This is a genomic window from Actinomycetes bacterium, from assembly GCA_022599915.1.
Taxonomy (GTDB): Bacteria; Actinomycetota; Actinomycetes; order S36-B12.
Window position 1 is genome coordinate 1 of record JAHZLH010000061.1, and the last position, 19,810, is coordinate 19,810.

General features: G+C 61.7%; 17 protein-coding genes. 10 read left to right on the forward strand and 7 right to left on the reverse strand.

Features of this window, described 5'->3' with window-relative positions; all coding sequences use genetic code 11:
- The coding region (locus K0U62_09805; GenBank protein ID MCH9801806.1) for a hypothetical protein at window positions 1-1,208 on the reverse strand (1,208 nt) is incomplete at its 3' end.
- Complete coding sequence (locus tag K0U62_09810) at window positions 1,208-1,855, reverse strand: hypothetical protein (protein ID MCH9801807.1); 648 nt, start codon at window positions 1,853-1,855, stop codon at window positions 1,208-1,210. The genes K0U62_09810 and K0U62_09805, both read right to left, overlap by 1 nt.
- 204 nt (window positions 1,856-2,059) lie before the next feature.
- Between K0U62_09810 and speB the strand changes: the two genes are divergently transcribed.
- The 5 genes from speB (at window position 2,060) to K0U62_09835 (ending at window position 7,840) form a co-directional block, all read left to right on the forward strand.
- Window positions 2,060-3,139, forward strand: coding sequence for an agmatinase (gene speB, locus K0U62_09815; protein MCH9801808.1), 1,080 nt, complete (start codon window positions 2,060-2,062; stop codon window positions 3,137-3,139).
- 127 nt (window positions 3,140-3,266) lie between these two features.
- Window positions 3,267-3,506 (forward strand): DUF1232 domain-containing protein, encoded by a 240-nt coding sequence (locus K0U62_09820; GenBank protein ID MCH9801809.1) that lies wholly within the window; start codon window positions 3,267-3,269, stop codon window positions 3,504-3,506.
- A gap of 252 nt (window positions 3,507-3,758) precedes the next feature.
- Complete coding sequence (locus K0U62_09825) at window positions 3,759-4,982, forward strand: saccharopine dehydrogenase NADP-binding domain-containing protein (GenBank protein MCH9801810.1); 1,224 nt, start codon at window positions 3,759-3,761, stop codon at window positions 4,980-4,982.
- Between the two features lie 78 nt (window positions 4,983-5,060).
- Window positions 5,061-6,404, forward strand: coding sequence for a 4-aminobutyrate--2-oxoglutarate transaminase (gene gabT / locus K0U62_09830; protein ID MCH9801811.1), 1,344 nt, complete (start codon window positions 5,061-5,063; stop codon window positions 6,402-6,404).
- Window positions 6,401-7,840 (forward strand): aldehyde dehydrogenase family protein, encoded by a 1,440-nt coding sequence (locus K0U62_09835; GenBank protein MCH9801812.1) that lies wholly within the window; start codon window positions 6,401-6,403, stop codon window positions 7,838-7,840. The genes gabT and K0U62_09835 overlap by 4 nt, the downstream gene beginning before the upstream one ends.
- Before the next feature lie 8 nt (window positions 7,841-7,848).
- Here K0U62_09835 and K0U62_09840 read toward each other — a convergent pair whose 3' ends face one another.
- Window positions 7,849-10,407 carry an EAL domain-containing protein gene (locus K0U62_09840; GenBank protein MCH9801813.1) on the reverse strand — a complete coding sequence of 853 codons (2,559 nt, stop codon included), beginning with the start codon at window positions 10,405-10,407 and terminating at the stop codon, window positions 7,849-7,851.
- 135 nt (window positions 10,408-10,542) lie between these two features.
- Window positions 10,543-11,838: a chloride channel protein gene (locus K0U62_09845; protein MCH9801814.1), complete on the reverse strand. Its 1,296-nt coding sequence runs from the start codon at window positions 11,836-11,838 to the stop codon at window positions 10,543-10,545.
- A gap of 355 nt (window positions 11,839-12,193) precedes the next feature.
- On the opposite strand from K0U62_09845, the gene K0U62_09850 reads away from it, so the two are divergent.
- Window positions 12,194-12,940 (forward strand): alpha/beta hydrolase, encoded by a 747-nt coding sequence (locus K0U62_09850; GenBank protein MCH9801815.1) that lies wholly within the window; start codon window positions 12,194-12,196, stop codon window positions 12,938-12,940.
- Between the two features lie 186 nt (window positions 12,941-13,126).
- The gene (locus tag K0U62_09855) at window positions 13,127-13,753 is read left to right on the forward strand and encodes a hypothetical protein (GenBank protein MCH9801816.1); all 627 of its coding nucleotides are present in this window, start codon (window positions 13,127-13,129) and stop codon (window positions 13,751-13,753) included.
- A gap of 65 nt (window positions 13,754-13,818) precedes the next feature.
- Here K0U62_09855 and K0U62_09860 read toward each other — a convergent pair whose 3' ends face one another.
- Together K0U62_09860 and K0U62_09865 are read right to left on the reverse strand one after the other, a co-directional pair.
- A complete protein-coding gene (locus K0U62_09860) occupies window positions 13,819-15,456 on the reverse strand; it encodes a cation:proton antiporter (GenBank protein ID MCH9801817.1) in 1,638 nt (545 codons plus the stop codon).
- Window positions 15,457-15,551: 95 nt separating this feature from the next.
- Complete coding sequence (locus K0U62_09865; GenBank protein MCH9801818.1) at window positions 15,552-16,439, reverse strand: NAD(P)-dependent oxidoreductase; 888 nt, start codon at window positions 16,437-16,439, stop codon at window positions 15,552-15,554.
- Window positions 16,440-16,580: 141 nt separating this feature from the next.
- Between K0U62_09865 and K0U62_09870 the strand changes: the two genes are divergently transcribed.
- Complete coding sequence (locus K0U62_09870) at window positions 16,581-17,123, forward strand: PadR family transcriptional regulator (protein MCH9801819.1); 543 nt, start codon at window positions 16,581-16,583, stop codon at window positions 17,121-17,123.
- On the forward strand, window positions 17,081-17,827 hold the full coding sequence (locus tag K0U62_09875; protein ID MCH9801820.1) for a DJ-1/PfpI family protein: 747 nt from the start codon (window positions 17,081-17,083) through the stop codon (window positions 17,825-17,827). The genes K0U62_09870 and K0U62_09875 overlap by 43 nt, the downstream gene beginning before the upstream one ends.
- Before the next feature lie 9 nt (window positions 17,828-17,836).
- On the opposite strand, the gene K0U62_09880 is transcribed toward K0U62_09875, so the two are convergent.
- Window positions 17,837-18,595, reverse strand: coding sequence for an SGNH/GDSL hydrolase family protein (locus K0U62_09880; protein ID MCH9801821.1), 759 nt, complete (start codon window positions 18,593-18,595; stop codon window positions 17,837-17,839).
- A 125-nt stretch (window positions 18,596-18,720) separates the two neighbouring features.
- Here K0U62_09880 and K0U62_09885 point away from each other — a divergent pair, with 125 nt between their 5' ends.
- The gene (locus K0U62_09885) at window positions 18,721-19,767 is read left to right on the forward strand and encodes a hypothetical protein (protein ID MCH9801822.1); all 1,047 of its coding nucleotides are present in this window, start codon (window positions 18,721-18,723) and stop codon (window positions 19,765-19,767) included.
- Window positions 19,768-19,810 lie beyond the last annotated feature (43 nt).

The window sequence follows — 19,810 nt, forward strand, 5'->3', positions numbered from 1 at the left end:
AGTGGTCGGAAGTCGCTGAACCGTTCGGCGAGGTTAGCGAATAGTTTTTGGACCCTGGTGAAGTCGTCCCCCAGCTTTTCCAACCGTTGCGAGGTCTTATCGGTTTGCTGGATGGTGCTGTTCAGACCTTCTGACACGTCCACAATCTTGATGCCAAGATCATCGAAGAACGCGGTGAGTGCATCACCGATGTTCTGCAGCGGATCACCGCCACTGGCGCGGTTGTTGGCGATGCCCTGCATCGCTTCCAAGACCTTCCCAACACCGTCGACGATCTCATTCTTGCCAGCCGACAGGTCCGGGCCACCACCGCTGGGCTTGCCCAGCGTCGGCAGTCCGAAGCTACCGCCGTCGTCTTCCTTCTTGTCCTTATTCTCTTCCGGGATATACACCGGAGCGACCTGGATCAGCATGGCTGGCAACACCATGTCTTGTACGTTGGCTGCCCAGCCGAAGCAGGCCTTTCCGCCATCCTGGTTGATCGGGGTGAACGGCAGCACAATCCACTGCGCTTGCGTGTTGCCGCGACCGTCCGCGCCACCCAGGCCGGCTCCCATATTCAGGTCCACGTAGCGCTGCGGAATCAGCGTGGAAGCCTGCGCCACCATCGGCACCTGTGCTTTCACCTTCTCGGTGATCTGCTGGCCACCCAGAGTGGTGATCGGCACCTCCATAGTCTTAGTGGACATGTTCTTGACGCAGTACTCGGTGGTGACGAGCCCGTCCGCGCCAATCATTTCGTCAGCGGTCACCGTCTCGCCGTTCAACGTGAACTTCGTGGTCAACTCAACCGGGACCTCGAAGTCCTGCGGCATCAGACCGACAGTGCGAACACTGCCCCAGGAGCCGTGATTATCTACTGGGGCGGTGACGGTGCCGTTGCCGTTGTCAGTGGGTTCGGCGAAATCGTCCAGACTGCGAACCGCGACTCCCTGGTCGGGATAGGTAACCGTTTCAGGGATGTCGCCACCGGGGATGGTGATCTGGGTGACTGACCAGCGGAAATCCACCAGGTCGGAGTTTGGCGCGCCGTCAGCGTCTACACGCAACTGCACACTCTGTCCAACGTCGACCGGAGCCGTGCTCGGCTCCGTAGGGGCAGAGGCAGGCGTGCTGACGGCAGTGGCACCGCCAGCTGCCGGACCGAGGGCGATGAAGCCGGCGGTGGCAGCCGCGATGGTGGCCTTGAGAGTACGTGAGGTATTCATCAGGCGTTGCTCACATTCTTGTCGAGATTGACGTCGGATTCGGAATCGGAGATTTCTGCGGTGTCGGCGGCATCCGTGGCCCCGTCCACCTCGGTGGACTCACCGTCGGGGTTGTCGTCGCCCTTGGCAGCAGCGCGCTGTTCCTGGTACTCGTCGTCGTCGGGGAGGAGAATCCGAACGAACATGCCGAACAGGTAACCAACCGACAGCGGCAGCAGCGCCTGGGCCATCGCGATCGGAAGCGAGGAGTTCAGGCTCTGCGGGTCCAGGTTGAACTGGTAGACGTACACGCCCGCCAGCGCCCCGGAGCCGAGGATCGCGCACAAGAACGCTGCTTCCTTGCGAGTCCAGAACGTCAGCAGCGCGATCAGTACGGTGGTGATCGTCGCGCCGAGCGCTAGACCGAAGGCGTTGTCGGTCATGGCGCTAGCACCGATGACGAAGCCCAACGCCCCGCAGATCAGACCAACCAACAGCCAGACCGACCGGGAGAAGTAGTTACCGCCAATCAAAAACGCAGCGACTACACCAGCTCCAATTGGCCCCTGAGCAGTCAACAACAGGTCGGGTCCCGTGATGTCGCCCATCATAAATAGCAGCCATGTTGCCAGGATGATCGCTAGTGCGATGACCCAGATCCTTCCCATCACGTTCTCCTCACGTGTTTGGTCTGCGAAAACAGCAGTCCCGAGGATGAGATTAGGAACTCTGTTACCGATCCGTGGCCGAATTCAAAAACTGTCCGAACTTTCCTATTTGGCCGGTACAAAACTCCCAACCTGGACATGCCGCCCAGGTATCCGCAAGTCGGTCAGCCCGCACCCCCGCGGCAACGGCGCTACGCTCCCCTTATGGCTCGCTATGGCGCTCAATATGGCCCCAACATCACCTTCCTCGGCGTCCCCGAATGTGACGCCGCAGAACCCGACAGCTACGCCGATTCCGACGTTGTCGTTATCGGTGCGCCATTTGACGGCGGGACCTCCGCCCGTCCGGGCGCTCGATTCGGCCCCAAAGCGCTGCGGGAGTCCTGCTACCTGGCGATGGATGGTTCCCGACCCAGCCTGGCACTGCGCACTGACGGGTTGAAAGATCTGAACGTTCGCGACGCCGGTGATGTGGAGATGTTCTCCGGGGACGCGCAGCGCTCCTGTGCTTCGTTGGAACGAGTCGTGCAACAGGTCGCGGAGAACGGCGCCATCCCGCTAATCCTCGGTGGTGACCACACCGTCACCTGGCCGAATGTGACCGGAGTTGCGCGGGCGGTCGGCTGGGGCAAAGTCTCGATCATTCACTTCGACGCCCACGCTGACACCGGCAACATCGAGTTCGGCTCCCTGATCGGCCACGGTCAACCGATGCGACGCCTGATCGAAAGTGGTGCCGCTCGCGGCGATCGGTTCCTGCAAATCGGCTTGCGTGGCTATTGGCCGGAGCCAGAGACGCTGGACTGGATGGCCGAGCAAGACATGCGCTCGTATGAGATGACCGAGATCGGGGCCCGCGGATTCGACATGGTGCTCACCGAAGCGATGCGGATCGCCACCTCTGACTGCGATGGGGTGTTCCTGTCAGTGGATATCGATGTCGCCGACCCAGCCCACGCGCCAGGTACCGGTACCCCGGAACCCGGCGGCTTGTCTGCGCGACAACTGCTCGATGCGGTCCGCAAGATCTGCTACACCGTTCCGATCGTGGGGATGGACATCGTGGAAGTAGCGCCGCCATATGACCAATCCGACATCACCGCGATGCTGGGTAATCGGGTGGTGCTGGAGGCGCTGTCGGCGCTGGCGCGCGCCCAAACGGATGCGGCCCGTGGCACCCACTGGGATCCGAAGATGCCGCTACTGGCCTATCGCGGTGACGACGCCTACGGCGCTGGTGAGAATCCCGACCATGGTGACGACGACGCTGTCGTCGAAGACTGACGTTTCGTAGCGGCCGACTACCGCCGCTGAACGGCGGTAGTCCCCCGTTCAGCGGAATACCGAGGCTGGGCACAACGTTTACCCTGAAACTGGGTGTCGTTCAGCCATCCTGCCGCCAGGAGGTCTCATGTCTCGGTTCAGCAAAAAAGATATGGCTCTGCTTGTGCTCGCAGCGGTCTACATCGTGATGCCGGTGGACCTCATTCCCGAGCTGATCACCGGGCCGCTGGGATTGACTGATGACATGGCTGCGGTCGCGATGATCGCCGCGGTCATTATGCGGTCGCGGCGCACCACTGCGGGTGCGGCCCCCTATGCCCCCGCCAGCGCCTACCCGCAGGCGCCCTACGGCTACCCGCAGCAGTAGCGCTCACCTATCTCGCCGGCCCAGCCGGACGCATCCGGTGGCCCCGGTCGTTGTTACCCGCGTGGCCCGCAGTAGCCGTCTCTCGAGACCGCTACCAGCCTGCCATCGGTTCGGGTTCCGTGTCGGTTCCTACTGTCGAGTGAGGAACCCGTAGGAGGAGTGGCTCCGTGATATTGATTCCGCGTAGGCTGCTCTCATCCGGTTGTCATGGCGGTGCCGGAAATCGCGGGCGGCGCCCGCAGGAGGACCAGCATGCGAATTCTGATTATCGGAGCGGGTGGAGTCGGTAGTTCAGCGGCGCTGATCGCGGCTCGACGAGACTTCTTCGAGCACATCGTGATCGCCGACTACGACGAGGCGCGCGCTCGCTCGGTGGTGGACCGGATCGACTCCGACAAGTTCACCACCGCACGAGTGGATGCCAGCAATCCCGATGCCGTCGCCGAGTTGTGCCGAACTCATCGGATCACTCATGTGCTCAATGTGGTGGACCCACGCTTCGTCACCGCCATCTTCGACGGGACGTTTGCCGCCGGTGCGAACTACCTCGACACCGCCATGTCGTTATCCGCACCCCACCCCAGCGACCCCCACCAGCAGACCGGGGTGAAACTGGGCGACTATCAGTTCAAACGCAGCCAAGCCTGGCAGGACGCCGGGCTACTCGCATTGTGTGGCATCGGTGTGGAGCCAGGTCTGGCCGATGTGTTCGCCCGCTACGCCGCCGATCACCTGTTCAGCAGCATCGACGAGATCGGGGTGCGCGACGGTGCCAATCTCATGGTCGCCGGCTACGACTTCGCGCCGTCGTTTTCGATTTGGACCACCATCGAGGAATGTCTCAACCCGCCAGTGATCTGGGAGAAGGACCGCGGCTGGTTCACCACTGCCCCGTTCAGTGAACCGGAAGTGTTCGATTTCCCTGAAGGCATCGGCCCGGTGGAATGCGTGAACGTGGAGCACGAGGAGGTGCTGCTGGTGCCGCGTTGGGTGGAGTGCAACCGGGTCACCTTCAAGTACGGCCTCGGCGAAGAATTCATCGACGTACTGCAAACTCTGCACAAGTTGGGGCTGGACCGCACCGACCCGGTGACGGTGCGCGGCAACCAGGTCAGCCCCCGTGATGTGGTGGCCGCTTGTCTGCCGGACCCGATGACATTGGGTGATGCCATGTCCGGCAAGACCTGCGCCGGAACCTGGGTCACCGGCACTGGCACCGACGGCAACCCGCGCGAGGTATACCTCTACCACGTCGCCGACAACGACTGGACCATGGCGGAATACGGAACCCAAGCGGTGGTGTGGCAGACCGCAATGAACCCAGTCATCGCCCTGGAACTGTTGGCCACCGGAGTCTGGTCCGGCGCGGGTGTACTGGGACCGGAAGCCTTTGATGCGGTGCCGTTCCTCGACCTGCTCGACAACAGACTCGGCCAACAGTGGGGTCAGCAGGAGCGAACCCCCGCCCAACAATGACATGCTGGCGGTAACTCAACCACGGCCAGCAGCACCGCCCAGCCTCCCCCGGCTGGGCCCGACCGCCAGGAGTGAGCGATGACGCAGCCCTTCGGACCCGACCTCGACCAGCGCCGCAATGTGGTCACCGAAATCCCGGGACCCCGTTCGCAGGAACTGGCACAACGCCGCAAGGCGGCGGTGTCCGCCGCGCTGGGTGCTGCCGTGCCGATTTATGCGGATCGCGCCGGTGGCGGTGTGGTGCTCGACGTGGACGGCAACACCCTGATCGATATGGGATCCGGTATCGCGGTCACCAACGTAGGAAACAGCGCCCCACTGGTGGTGGAAGGCATCACTGCGCAAGCACACTTACTCACCCACACCTGCTTCATGGTTGCTGGCTACGAGCCCTACATCCAGGTATGCGAGGAACTCAACGAACTGACCCCCGGAGATCACGAGAAACGGTCCGCGCTGTTCAACTCCGGCGCGGAAGCGGTGGAAAACGCAGTCAAAGTGGCGCGAGCGCACACCGGACGTAATGCGGTGGTGGCGGTGGAACATGGCTACCACGGCCGCACCAACCTGACGATGGCGTTGACCGCAAAAAACATGCCCTACAAACACAGTTTCGGCCCATTCGCGCCCGAGGTGTATCGGGTACCGACGTCCTATCCGTTGCGTGACAACCGCGACGGACCCACCGCCGCCGCGCGAGCGATCAGTCGGATTGAAGCAGAGATCTCGCCCGAGAACCTAGCAGCCATTCTGATTGAGCCAATCCAAGGCGAGGGTGGCTTCGTGGTCCCAGCAGAAGGTTTCCTGCCTGCGCTGCGCGACTGGTGTACCGAACACGATGTGGTCTTCATCGCCGACGAAATCCAAACCGGTTTTTGTCGCACCGGCGACTGGTTCGCCTGCAACCACGAAGACGTCATCCCCGATTTGATCACCACCGCCAAAGGCATCGCTGGCGGCATGCCGTTGGCCGGTGTGACTGGCCGCGCGGAAATGATGGACAGCGTCCACGTCGGTGGCTTGGGCGGCACCTACGGCGGCAACCCGGTGGCCTGTGCGGCGGCGATTGGGGCGATCAAGACGATGCGGGAACAGGACCTGACCCGCCGGGCCCGGGAACTGGGCGCCATCATGACCGACCGGTTGCACTCGCTGGCAGCGCAGTTGGACGTGATCGCTGATGTGCGGGGCCGAGGTGCGATGGTGGCGATCGAGTTCGCCGAGCCCGACAGTCTGGAGCCGATCGCAGACTTGCCCAAACGAATCGCGGCGGCCTGCGCCCAACAAGGTGTCATGGTGCTCACCGCCGGAACCTACGGCAACGTGATCCGGTTGCTGCCACCGCTGGTGATGTCTGACGAACTCATCACCGATGCGATGGACGTCATCACGGATGCGATTCTCACCGAGGCAGCCAAATGAGCGCCGTTCCGTTTTGGGTGGCGGGTGAACCGCGCAGCACCGGTGACACCCAGCAGATCTCCTGCCCGTACGACGACGCCGAAGTCGGCAGTCACTACCAGCCCAGCGCGGCTGACATTGAAGCGGCGGTGGCGGCTGCGGTGGCTGCGGTACCTGCGGCACGGGCCACTACCGCAACTCAGCGAGCAGACGCGCTCCTACACGTCTCACAACGCATCGCCGAACGAGCGGATGAGATTGCCCGACTGATTACCGGCGAAAACGGCAAGCCGCTGATGTGGGCGCGAGCCGAGGTGGGTCGCGCGGTGTCTACGTTTCGGTGGGGCGCGGAAGAGGCCCGCCGCTGGTCGGGGGAACTGCAGCGGTTGGATACTGACCCAGCCGCGGCTGGCCGGATGGCGGTGGTGCGCCGTTTCCCGATCGGACCAGTCCTGGGCGTTGCCCCGTTCAACTTCCCGCTGAATCTGGTGGCACACAAAGTGGCGCCTGCTATCGCAGTCGGTGCACCCATCATCATCAAGCCGGCACCCGCGACACCATTGACCGCGCTGCTGCTGGGCGAGCTGCTCGCCGAAACTGATCTGCCAGCGGGCATGTGGTCAGTGTTGCCGTTGAACAACCACGACACCGCAGAACTGGTCGCTGATCCGCGACTACCAATCATTTCCTTCACTGGCTCCGACACGGTCGGCTATGAAATCCAGGCAGCTAACCCTCGCAAGCAAGTGATTTTGGAACTGGGGGGCAACGCGGCCGCAGCGGTACTGGCCGACTGGTCATCACCACAAGACTTGGACTGGGCGGCAACACGGATCGCCACCTTCGGCAACTACCAGGCAGGACAATCCTGCATTTCGGTACAGCGAGTGTTCGTGGACGAGTCCCTACAGGAGGAGTTTCTGCCACTACTCGTCAGCAAACTCGCTGGCCTACGCACCGGCTCCCCCTGGGACGATGACGTCCTCGTCGGCCCAGTGATCAACGAGTCGGCCGCGGAACGGATCAGTACCTGGATCGACCAGGCGGTGTCGTCAGGAGCGCGTCTGCTCACCGGTGGCGTCCGGCAAGGAACGAGTGTCGCACCCACGCTGCTGACCGATGTGCCGCCGCAAGCACCGATATCGTGTCAGGAAGTATTTGGCCCGGTTATGACCGTGGCCACCGTCGCGGGCGTTGACGAGGCGTTCGCTGCGATCAACGACTCTCGCTTTGGACTGCAAGCAGGACTATTTACCCACGATGTGCGGACAGCATTTCGGGCACAACGGGAACTGGAGGTCGGTGGCGTGATCATCGGCGACGTGCCGTCCTATCGCGCCGATCAGATGCCCTATGGCGGGCTGAAGGACTCTGGTCACGGCCGCGAAGGACTGCGTGCCGCGATGCACGAACTCACGCAAGACCGCGTACTGGTACTGACCGGCCTCGACCTCTAGGCGCCAGATCAGATCTGCGGCATCGTCGCGCTCGTAGCTGCCGCGATTGAAGGTACGGGGCGACTGACCAAATAACCCTGGATGTAGTCCAGCCCTAACTCCTGGACCGTACGGGCCTGCGTAGCAGTCTCCACTCCCTCACACACGCTGGTGGCACCCAGGCTGCGTGCCAACTGTGACATCCCCCGCACAATCTCACGGATCCGTTCGGACTCTTCCATCTGTGCAGTGAGGCTGCGATCGATCTTGAGCACATCGAACTCGATACTGGACAGTCTTTGCATGTTCGAGTAGCCAACACCGTAGTCATCGACAGCCAGCCGCATACCTCGATTCTTGGCCTTTCGGATGAACTCGCCCGCCGCCGCCACATCGGAGACGAAGGCGGTTTCGGTTAGTTCCAACACCACCAGGTCCGGCGGTAGCTGGTGGCGCGCTATGCCCGTCATCAGCACATCCAAGGTCTGACTGTCGCACACTTGCGCTGCCGACAGGTTGATCCCCACTTGCAGGTCACTGTCGGGATTAACGGATCGCCATTCGGCAAGTTCGGACAAGGTGCGTTCGATTGCTGCTCGGCCCAGCGGCAGGATCCGCCGCGACCGCTCAGCTAACTCGATGAAGCGATCAGGACTGATCACCGACCCGCCTTCGAGGGGCGTCAACCGCAATAACGCCTCCAAGCCTTCGACCTGCCGGGTCGTCACATTCACCACCGGCTGATACACCATCTGGAAAGCGCCCTGCTCGATAGCCTCATCGAGCCAGCGCAACATCTGTAGTTCGTCTTGCTTCCGCTGCTCCAACTCGTCGTCGAACCACACCACTGCACTACTCGGCTGATCCTTGGCTTGGTACATCGCGAGGTCCGCTGCATCGAGCATCTCGCTAGCCGCCCGGCTCCCACCCGACACCAACAGCGCGCCGACACTCACGTCCACCTCTAATGACGAACCGGCGATCTGAAAGGGCGTGGCGAGTTCGGCGAGCACTCGATCCGCCATCCGCTCTGCGGCGGCGCGATCGTCTACCAGGCCAGCGACACAGAACTCATCTCCGGCTAGTCGGCCGATCAGATCTGATTCCCGAGCCACCCGTTGCAGCCGCGCGGCCACTTCCACGAGCAGCGCGTCACCTTCCTTGTGGCCGTGCTGATCGTTGATGTCTTTGAACGAGTCCACGTCGAGGAACAACAACAGCAACTTCTCCCGCTGCCGTTGGGCTACCTCGGTCAGAATCCCCAAATCGCGCATCAAGCTGCGACGATTGGCGATTCCCGTCAACGGGTCTGCCATCGACAGTTCATGAAAGCGCTTGCGTGATGCTGTGATGATCGCCAGGTCGCGTTCAGACTCCATCCGATGGCGCCCGGAACTCCAGACGAACGCGCCCACCAATCCGGTAAGCGCCAAGCCCGCGAGTCCCAGCAGTGTGACCAGAAGAATGGCGGCAGTAGAGAGAGCAGACTGCTCGGACTCGAACTGCGCCACGGTCCAGGTTCGTCCACCTTGATAAGCCGTCCACACCTGGGCAGCTTCGGCCTCGTCCAGATTCGGGGAAGTCTCGAAGATCACCTCACCAGGCTCGGCGCGGAGAAACTCACCGGGATCGAGACGCGTATCTTCGCCGGAGTCAGCACCATTGGCCGGGGTGGTGGAGTCGTAGACCTTGAAGTCTGCCACGCCGAGATTCTGGAACACCTTGTCGAACTCGAAGACACCAATAATCAGGCCTTCAAACAACGCGCGACGCTGAGCCACGGTGGTGGGCACCGTGGAGGTTGAGTACACCGGCAAATAGGCAACAAATCCGAGTGCCTTTTCGTCATTTTGCAATACCAGTTCGAAAGGTCCGCTGCGTACTTGCTCGCCGGTGTCCCGGGCCCGGTTGGCGACTTCTTGCCGCCCGGGCAGCGCGGAAAGGTTCAGCCCAAATGCCTGACTATTGTTCTTGGCTGGCTCCACGTACTTGATGACGTAGTTGTTGGGTTTGTCGAGCGGGGGATGAATTTCGATCGCAGCCGGGACTTCGTGCTCTGCAACTCCCGCGGCGTGGTGATCGTTGACCGATGCCACATCCACTTTGGTCTGCTTCTCGAAAGCCTTGCCCCCATCCAGCGGCACCGTTACAGCCCATTGCACAGCCCGTACCGGAGCAACGTTCTCCAGCGCTGCCGACCCGTTGACCGCCTTATGAAAAGCCTCGGCATCGAAATCCAGATTGCTCACCACGGATCCACGCAGCCCCAGCAATACAGTGTCCAACTCTGCGATGCGCTGCTCAATCTGCCGCTTGGTCTCCTGGACTTCGACGGCTACCGTCGCTTCTCGCTGCTGCCGCTCGGCATTGATAGCCAGCCCAACAATCACCGCTGTCACCAGCAACCCCAGGATGACGACAACGACAGTGCGGGTCACCAGCCAGCGTGGTGACGACATCTCATCTCGATCCCCGGCGCCTTCGTAGCCACCCGCGGCTCCGACGTCCAGCGTCCGACCACTGCTGTTATCCGCGTCGAGGTCGCCAGCCTCTCGGTCGGAATACATATCCCGGCTTGCGTCTGACATCAACGACCATCCCTTGGCTCAACGATCACGTCGGCAGCCCACCGCCCACTAACACAGGTTATCGAAAGAATAATCGGTCAAAAACCGTCGCTTCTTTGCAGAATCGACACGGAATTCGCAAGTTTGTCATGCACATCACACCCCGCTATCTGCTGGTGGCGCCGACCCGACGCCACCAGCTTGCTGTTCCTCTTGCACTACTGCTACCGGTAATAGCGCCAGCCCCAGAATCAAGCCAATCACCACTCCGACACCAGCAAGTACGGTGACTGCCGGACCGGCGGCAGCACACAGCAGCACCGCCAACAACATCGAAGAGAATGGCATCCGCAGTCCGGCTGCGGATGCTGCAGCTATTCCAGCTGCAACCATCGCGGACAGATTGACCGAACTCACCAGCACCGCGGCTGCCGTCCCCACGCCGACGCCAAGGAATACAGCCGGGAAAATTGGACCGCCGCGGTACCCGGCCCCCAGGCTTGCGGCATAGGCGAGCCCCTTGAACAACACCACCGCAATCAAGGTCCCCACCCCAGCAAGGCCTAGCAGTTCCGGCATTTGCTCCTGACCGGAGAACAGCACCAGCGACACCGATTCACCAGTCATTGCTCGCATCAGCAGCGCGGCTGCCGCGACCACTCCGGCTCCCACCAGTAATCCAGCCAGTTGCTTGCCTTCAAATCGGTCGGCAAATACGCCACCGAGTCGCCGCGCGATCACCACGATGAGTCCTGCCACCAGTGCTACCGGTATGGCAATCCCAAGATCGATCCACTGAACCGAGGTGTATTCCGGTAGTCCGGGGACCGCCAGGTTCAGGTCTGGCACCCCGCTCCAGTCCTCAATGCCGACTTGCAGCAGGTAGCCGGTGGTCAACGCCACAATCAGCGGGGACAGCAGAAAGATACCCGTCTCAGGACTAGTCACTTTGCCAGAAAGCAGCAGAAGTTCGAGAAGGAGCACTCCCGACACCAGCGGGTTGCCCAGGATGGACCCCAACGCGGCACCGGCGCCGGCCAGTGCCAACACCTGCACCGGGCCCAACTGTCCGCCGCGGCTGATGGCAATAGCGATCGCGGTGCCGAGGGCCAGCAGTGGCGCTTCTGGTCCCAACACCGCACCAAAGGACAGACTGGCAAGCGCAGCAAGCAAGACCGAGGCAACCTCCCGCGGCCCAATAGTCAGGTGAAAGCCTTTCAGTGGCCCATCACCGCCGTTGCCCGGCAACTGCAAGGCTAGGGCAACGAGCCCTGCGCCAACGAGAAGCAGCCCCACGACCAGCCACCACGGTTCTTGCTCCTGCCCGAGGAACTCCGGCAGGGTATGCCACAGCCAATGCTGCAGTTCATGCTGAACGATGTTGTACAGGGCCGATCCGATGCCGGCCAGCAGTCCGATCGGAATCGCGAGCACAATTAGCTTGATCAGCATGCGCCCAGGGTCGTTGTCCGTTATGGCGCCCGAAGGATTAGACACGACACCTCCAACCACACATCGCAGCAGTTGCGCACGCAACTATCCGATCATGGCGGCTCCGCAGCTGCCATGCCACGCAAACCACGCGCATGATCCCGCCAGTATCGAACTAGCGTGTCGCTACCGGCTCATCCTTCGGATACGGATTCCGTGGATAGATCGCTACCTCCCGCCGTGATCATGCGCGCGCGAGGCTGGTGTGACCCGAACTCGCCAGAATTTGGTCGCAACTCCGTCTAAATGGCCAAATCTTCATGACTTTGTGCGACTTGCCAATCACTATGGGGCTATTGCTGGACGAGGAGCACCTATGCCGCTGGCTGTGCCATTTGTCGCGGGCACCGCGATCAAAGGACTGGCTGCTCACCTGATGATGAACCGGGTGCTGCAGCGGCACCCCAGCGCGTTCCTCATCACGCTGGCGAACTTCGGTGTCACCATTCCACTGCATCGTTCCCAGGAACACATCGCGGCAGATATTCGCAAGAACTTGATGCAGCAGGGCCGACCACCCGACTCCCCCGTTGTCATGGTGGGTCACTCACAAGGTGGTCTGGCATGCCTGCGCTACGCACTGGACCATCCCAGCCAGGTACTCCATGTCATTACCGTGGGCGTTCCGTGGCACGGTTCCCGCAGCGCTGGCGCGGTCGCCAGTTTGGTGCGCCGCACCGGGCGTGATCTCGCCCCAGCCATCACCGACATGGCCGCAGGTTCGCAGTTCCTGCGGGAACTACATGACGAAGTTCCCGACATCGCCGATCGAGTCACCAACATTTACAGCGTGCGCGAAGTAGTGATCTCGCCCTACTACCACGCCCACATCAATGTGCCAGGGGTCAGCAATCACCTGATCAGCACAGAAGACGAGTTCAAGCGACACCTGCATACCTTTCCGGAATACCCATTGGCTGGCCACATCGACGGCAAGGTAGGACACCTTGCCGAGATGAACAACGAACGGGTCCGGGAACTGATCTGGAGTCGGGTCGACGAGGTCACCGAGTACGCCAACCAGCTTGGCCGTGGCTCCACCGCTCAGCGATACGCCGAGTAGCGCCACAAGCCAAGACCGGTCACCCAGCCCGAACGCAGGTCATGCGCCGGGAAGAGACCAGCAGACCAGCCTTAAGCGTTCCACAACCTCACCGAAACCACCCCTGTCCCCTGGGTGATCGACGCCCTACCCGCGACCGCTAGCCCCGACCTAGCGTCGTCTTCGTTCACACCGAGGAGGGACACGATGGCGCTGGTGGCCTGGCGACGGTTAGTAGTACTGCTCGCGGCAGCTGTGGTGCTGGCAGGAATGCGGCTGATCGGTGAGCCCTCCCCCACCGCGGCGTATGAGTTCCTGGGCTGTAAGTTCGCTGGCCGATCCCCGGTTGTGCACTATCGGGCCGAGCAACTCGGCGAATACCAATCAGTAGTGCATGCTGCTGCCCGCGCCTGGAATCGTGCCGCCCGACTACCCATCAGGTTTACCCGCCGAGCACCGACCCGCCCGGGAGTTGCTCGTGTCGTTATCCGCCGCACCGAAAGCTTGCTAGACGTGTGGGCGTGGATCGGACGACCGGACGCGCGCCCGCCACGGTGTCTGGGCAGCCCGACGCGGACCTATCGGGGCAACCGAACCAGCATCTACCTGAACCACACCGCATTGCAGACGCTCACGCCGCAGCAGCGCGAACTTGTGGTGATTCACGACCTCGGACATGCTCTCGGCCTGGGTCACGAGCGAGGTAACTGTCAACGGGTGCAGTCCGTGATGGTGCAAGGCCCGGCCAAATGGACTTGTGGCTGGTCGGGGCAACCACCCTGGCGCGATGATCGCCGCGGAGTGCGACGGTTGTACGCGAGCAGCCGCACCTAGTACCTGCATTTAGCAGCCGCGATTAGCCGCGACTAGCGGCCGAAGTCAGTGGAGACCGCTGATCGCTAACTGTCGGGCTTGTCCTCGGTATTCTCCCCGGCCTCGTCTTGGATCTTGCTGCGCAGATCACCAGCGAAACCTGAGCCCGCTTCGGCGTAGACGTCGAAAGCGAAGTCCACTCCGATGTCACGTAACTGATCGGCATCATCGGGATACAACGAGGTGGCTGCGATCCGCCCGCTGTAGCCGCGGTCGCGCAACCTCTTTACCGCAGCCACGTTGGCCTCTTGCGAAGAGGCCGTGAGCAACACCCACTGCAAGCCATCCACCAATCCCACCGAACGACTCCAAAAGTCGGGGTCGGTCGCGTCACCCAGCACCACTCGATGACCTTCAGCACTGTGGGCCATCACAATGTCTTCGTCCACGTCAACGCCGAGCACCCGACCGCCAAAGTCAGCCGCCACCGCCTCATACGCGCGAGTCCCCATTCGCCCCATGCCAAAGACCACGACCTGCACCGCATACAAGTGCAGGTCTTCGTCACCCGGCAGTCGAGCCTTCCGTTCCCAGCGCCGCAGCCCGCCGCAGTACTTGGCGAACAAATGGTCGCCACGTTCGGCGATCGGCGCCGACACCGCGAAGGACACCGCAACCGCCACCGCAACGACGGCCAACCAGTCGTCGCCTAGATCACCGGCCTCGACTGCGACCGCAGTCACGATCAGGCCAAACTCGCTGTAGCTGGTCAAATCCAAACTGGCCTGCCAGGCCGTACGGGCCCGCAACTTGCTCCACGTGAGTAGCCGCAGATACCACAGCGTCTTCAACGGCAGCAGCAACATCAGGATCGCCGCCGCCACTAGTCCGTTGACTGTCGGCAGGACATCCAGTCCGATCTCCAAGAAGAAACCCACCAGGAACAGGTCTTTGACGCCCATCATGGTTTTATTCAATTCATCGGCTTTACCGCCACCGGCGAGCAGCATGCCCAACACCAGCGCACCCAGATCTCCTTTGATCCCGACCAGGACAAAGAGTCCGGCTCCGATCAAAGCCATCGTGATACCGAACAACAGCAGTAGTTCGCCATGGCCGCTGCGCCTCATCAGCCAACGCAACCCGGGCCGGATCGGGATCAGCAGCAACAACAAGATCGCCCAGATGCTGGGAGCCTTGCCTTGGGCGGCGCTGAGGTACACCACGGCGATGATGTCTTGCAGTACCAAGATGCCGATGGCCACTCGGCCGTTTCTGCTGGTAATCGCCCCTTGCTCTTCCAAAACCTTGATCGCAAACACCGTGCTGGAGAAGGAAAATGCGAAGGCAATCAGAATCGCATCAGTTTGGCTCAGGCCAACAAAAGCTCCGACGTTCAACGCCGCGAGACCAAGAAAGATGGCGCCAAAGCCGGCCACGATCCCCAACATATGCAGCGCACCAGCACCAATGACTTCAAACCGCAGCAGCGAGCGCAGATCGATTTTCAGTCCGATGGTGAACAGCAGCAGCGTCACCCCGAGATCAGCAATCTGATCCAGCAACTGCCCATACTCAGCGCCGAGGGCGTTAAGCAGGAAGCCGGTTCCCAAATAGCCGACTAGTGGTGGCAACCCCACGGTGCGGGCCAGCATTCCCGCGAAGTAGGCGATCAGCAGCCACCAGGGGTCTCCCTGGCCGACATCCAGCCAACCTTCAACCATCCGCCCACCTATCGGGTCATTGCCGAGTGTGGGTGCGGTCAGCACCCGGCTCTAGTCTTGCAGCCTGAGCCTAGTGTCTTGACGGAACCGGTGGGTCAGCCTTGGGCACTAAAGACGTCCACCACGTCGGAGTGTTCCCGCTCCAACAGGTGGGCCGGTACGAAGAAGTCCATGAACGGCGGCTGCGTATCACCAGGAACCGCTGCATAGCCCGCGAAGTCCGTCACACCCTCATCGCGCAACATCAACTCATCGATAAAGAAGTTTCCGGTGCACTCCCGCGAGGGCTTGGTCACCACCGCATGCGCAGCATCGGCCATGATCTGCGGGGTCCGACTACGTTCAGCCATCGCTTCGCCACCTAGTAGGTTGCGCACCGCAGCCGTATCAATGGTGGTCAACGGCCACAGCGAGTTCACCGCGATACCTGCCTCAGCAAATTCCGCAGCCATCCCCAGGGTGCACATACTCATCCCCATTTTGGCCATCGTGTAGGCGACATGGTTCTTGAACCATTTCGGATCGATGTCTAGCGGCGGCGAGAGAGTCAGAATGTGGGGGTTGCTGGACTCACGCAGGTGCGGTGCACATTCTTTCGACATGAGGAAAGTGCCGCGAGCATTCACCTGCTGCATCAAGTCATAGCGTTTCATGGTGGTCGCCTCGGTAGGGGTGAGGCTGATGGCGCTGGCGTTATTGACTAGGACATCGATGCCGCCGAACCGTTCCACCGCTGCGGCCACGGCTGCCTGCACCTGCTCTTCACTGCGGATGTCGGTTTGCACGGTGAGCGCCTGGCCACCGGCCTGCTCTACCTCGGCCGCGGCGGAAGCCAAGGTGCCCGGCAGGCGGGGGTCGGGATCGACGGTCTTGCCGGTGATCACGAGGTTGGCGCCATCGGCGGCAGCCCGCAGCGCGATCGCGAGGCCGATGCCCCGGGTTGCACCCGAGATCAGCACGGTCTTGTCCTTAAGCGATGACATAGTCCCCTCCACAGGTAATCCATCCCAAACTGAACTCCAGTCCAGTTCGACTATTATGCAACTTGTTGCATAGTGGTCAGCGTAGGGGCTACCCGGCGGGTCTGCACCCCGACATGCTCGAACAGAAAGGGACGAGGTGAGATGGCGCTAGCGGAGGCAATCCTGGTGTGTCTGGCCGAGGAGCCACTCACCGGCTACGAGTTGGCCAAGTCCTTTGACACCTCCATTGGGTTCTTCTGGCGGGCCGATCACCAGCAGATCTACCGAGAGTTGAAGCGACTGCGGGAAAACGACTGGGTGTCTGACGAACTCGTCGTCCAACAGGGGCGTCCGAACAAGCGGCGCTACTCCATCACCGCCACCGGCCGGGCGCACCTGATGGAGTGGTCACAGCAATCGCAAACACCGCCGCCAATCAAGGATGACCTATTGGTGAAGCTTTACAGCTTGGCGGATGTCGACGCAATGGCGGTGCGGGAGCAGATCGCCGAACGGTTAGCCGGTCACCGCGATCGACTGCGGCTATACCAGCGGATAGCGGACACGATCTATCGCGATGTCCCCAACGATGATCCGGCGACCGTGGGTCGACTGCTGGGGTTGCGTGCGGGCCTAGCCTACGAGCAGGCGTGGATTCGATGGTGCACCGACGCCTTGCAGCGACTCGACCCGCTACTGCCGTAATCGGACCGACCGACAGCAACAGCACCGACAGGTCGCAGCCGCCAGCCCGTAACTCGACATGCGACATGATCTACACCATGACCACCCCAACCAACGAACCCCACTTGGTCGCCCTGCTGATGTTCGAGGACATGGACTTACTCGACTTCGGCGGACCCTACGAGGTCTTGCTGACCGCCAACCGTCTCGCAGAGCGGGACGGTGGGCAGCCGCCGTTTCGAGTGCTTACCGTCAGCCCCGATGGGGGGCCGGTGACTGCCTATGGCGGTGTTGGGTTGCAGCCACATGGTCGTGCCGATCAGGTTACCGACGCCGCAGCCGTAGTGATTCCTGGCGCGATCGCTATTGATCGCGTTTGCGCCGACCCGCAGATCACTACGACAGTTGCACAACTAGCCGATACCGCTGAGATCACCACCAGCATCTGCACCGGCGCCTTCCTACTCGCGCAGGTAGGGCTTCTTGCCGACCGGGCGTGGACTACTCATTGGGAGGACATTCCCGAACTTCACCGGCGACTGGCAGGCAGCGGTCAGAATCCTCAGCCCGCGTCAGAACCGGGCGCACGCCTAGTCGATGACGGCGACGTCATCACCGCCGGTGGACTCTCCTGCGGCCTCGATTTGGGCCTGCAGTTGGTGTCGCGACTGGTGAGCCCCGAGCTGGCTCAGGCGTGCGCGCGACAACTGGACTACGGCAGTTGAGCGTGCCGACTAACCAGTCACCGGCACCGGCTCCGGTCGCTTGGCGGTTACGCCGTCACCAGAACTTCTACCCAGCAACCGCCTACCCAGCCACGGTGCGAAATGTTGGGCGGTCCATTGCACATCACCGGCTAGACGCGCTAGCAGCCTAGGGTCAGTGCTCGCCGGCAACGGCTGCCGCCAGTTCGGCGCTGCCACGCCCACCGCTTCCAGCGCCGCCCAGGCAACTCGTTGATGACCAGCAGCGTTGAGATGAAGTCGATCGTCGGACCACAACCGCGGGTCGTCGAAAGTGTCGCTGTGCCACAAGTCGAGCACGTAGCAGTCATATGCGTTACCGACGCGTAGGATTTCGTCGCGGAACTCCGCCATTCGCTCCTGAACGACCCCCAACAATCGCGAGCGGCGGATGGGCTGGCCAAAGGTAATCATCAAAACGTCGCAGCCTTGCGCGCGAGCACGGCCCACTCCGCCCTCCAGCGCATCCGCGGTGGCCAATAGCGACCACGAGGGCCGCAATACATCGTTGACCCCGCCGACCACGCTGATGAGATCCGGTTGCAGCGCCAAGGCCTCGGGTACTTGCTCGATCAGAATGGACCTAATCCGCCGGCCCCGAACGGCAAGGTTCGCATAGTCGAGTTCATGATCATTCTCCGCCAGTCCGGCGGCAAACCGATCCGCCCAGCCACGGAGCCTTCCATCGCGCGCTTCATCACCGACGCCTTCGGTGAAGGAATCACCGACTGCAACATATCGCTGCCACATACCTTTCCCTTCGACCGCGAAATCATCGTCCACTGTAGTCAGTACCGGATAGTGGTCCATCGTGGCCCCGACTCGATCACGGTTGTCCGGGTCGATATTGGCTGACCACTCGTTAGGCTCGAACTATGACGAATCCGTATGGCGAAATGTCACCGGCTGCCCAGCGGGCAACGCTGCAGGCGATGGGCACCATTGCCACCATGAATGGAACGCGCGAGCCCAAAGACCCCACCCGACGGATGATCGAATCAGCTGCGGTGCAGTTGTTCGGGCTCACGCCGGGTGATGTTGACTACGGACCCATCACGCCAGCGGAACTCGCGGACGAACTCGGAGTCGAGGACCCGATCAGTTGGCTGATCGATCTGATGTCCTTGGTCCCGTTTGCCGATGAGGATCTGACACCAGCCGAAGTCCAACTAGTCGATCAGTTCGCCGCCAGTCTTGGCGTCAAACCAGCGATTGTCACTGACTTGGATCGGTTGGCTGATGAACGGTACAAACGCTTCGTCTACGACCTGGCCCGCCGCGAAACCCCGATCTTCTTGGGGACCTCCAGCAAGTGGGCGGAACTACACGAGACTGCGAGAGAACTTCGACTGCACTTCGGCGATAAGACCGCCACCGAGCGCTACGAACAACTGGCAGAACTACCGGCGGGAACCCTGGGTAATACCTTCTACCGCTTCTACGTCGATCGTGGTTTCGCTTTTCCCGGTCAGAAGGATTCACTGGGAGAGACGATTACTCGCCACGACTGCCTGCACATTCTGTCCGGCTGCAACACCGACGCAACGGGTGAGATCAATGTGGCTGGCGTGGAAACTGGCATGGTTCCCGGCGGCGAAGGTTCGCAGATGCTGGTGGAAGTCATGACGTTGTTGCAGGATGATGTCTCGCTGAAGATCGATGAGCGGGAAGGCATCTCGGCGCAAACCGGTCAAATGGATCCAGAAGCGATGGTGGCGAATATTCGCAAGGGGCTAGGGATGACCAAGAATCTGTTTTCCCACCAAGACTTTGACTTCTGGGGTGCCGTGCACCGGGACCTCGAGGACGTGCGCAATGAGGTGGGGCTCCAGCAAGTCGACGGAGACATCATTCCGCCACCAGCCAGTCAAACGACCCCGACAGCGAAGTCCGATGGAGATGCCACCAGCACCGCCACCTAGGAACTCGCACAACGAAGAGGGGCGCCGCAGTCACCTGCAGCGC

Coding starts and splice junctions, on each gene's coding strand:
- K0U62_09840 (MCH9801813.1), bottom strand. CDS start 10,407: ATGTCAGACGCAAGCCGGGATATGTATTCCGACCGAGAGGCTGGCGAC.
- K0U62_09825 (MCH9801810.1), top strand. CDS start 3,759: ATGCGAATTCTGATTATCGGAGCGGGTGGAGTCGGTAGTTCAGCGGCG.
- K0U62_09855 (MCH9801816.1), top strand. CDS start 13,127: ATGGCGCTGGTGGCCTGGCGACGGTTAGTAGTACTGCTCGCGGCAGCT.
- K0U62_09820 (MCH9801809.1), top strand. CDS start 3,267: ATGTCTCGGTTCAGCAAAAAAGATATGGCTCTGCTTGTGCTCGCAGCG.
- K0U62_09845 (MCH9801814.1), bottom strand. CDS start 11,838: ATGCTGATCAAGCTAATTGTGCTCGCGATTCCGATCGGACTGCTGGCC.
- K0U62_09860 (MCH9801817.1), bottom strand. CDS start 15,456: ATGGTTGAAGGTTGGCTGGATGTCGGCCAGGGAGACCCCTGGTGGCTG.
- K0U62_09880 (MCH9801821.1), bottom strand. CDS start 18,595: ATGTGGCAGCGATATGTTGCAGTCGGTGATTCCTTCACCGAAGGCGTC.
- K0U62_09835 (MCH9801812.1), top strand. CDS start 6,401: ATGAGCGCCGTTCCGTTTTGGGTGGCGGGTGAACCGCGCAGCACCGGT.
- speB (MCH9801808.1), top strand. CDS start 2,060: ATGGCTCGCTATGGCGCTCAATATGGCCCCAACATCACCTTCCTCGGC.
- gabT (MCH9801811.1), top strand. CDS start 5,061: ATGACGCAGCCCTTCGGACCCGACCTCGACCAGCGCCGCAATGTGGTC.
- K0U62_09850 (MCH9801815.1), top strand. CDS start 12,194: ATGCCGCTGGCTGTGCCATTTGTCGCGGGCACCGCGATCAAAGGACTG.
- K0U62_09865 (MCH9801818.1), bottom strand. CDS start 16,439: ATGTCATCGCTTAAGGACAAGACCGTGCTGATCTCGGGTGCAACCCGG.
- K0U62_09885 (MCH9801822.1), top strand. CDS start 18,721: ATGACGAATCCGTATGGCGAAATGTCACCGGCTGCCCAGCGGGCAACG.
- K0U62_09810 (MCH9801807.1), bottom strand. CDS start 1,855: ATGGGAAGGATCTGGGTCATCGCACTAGCGATCATCCTGGCAACATGG.
- K0U62_09870 (MCH9801819.1), top strand. CDS start 16,581: ATGGCGCTAGCGGAGGCAATCCTGGTGTGTCTGGCCGAGGAGCCACTC.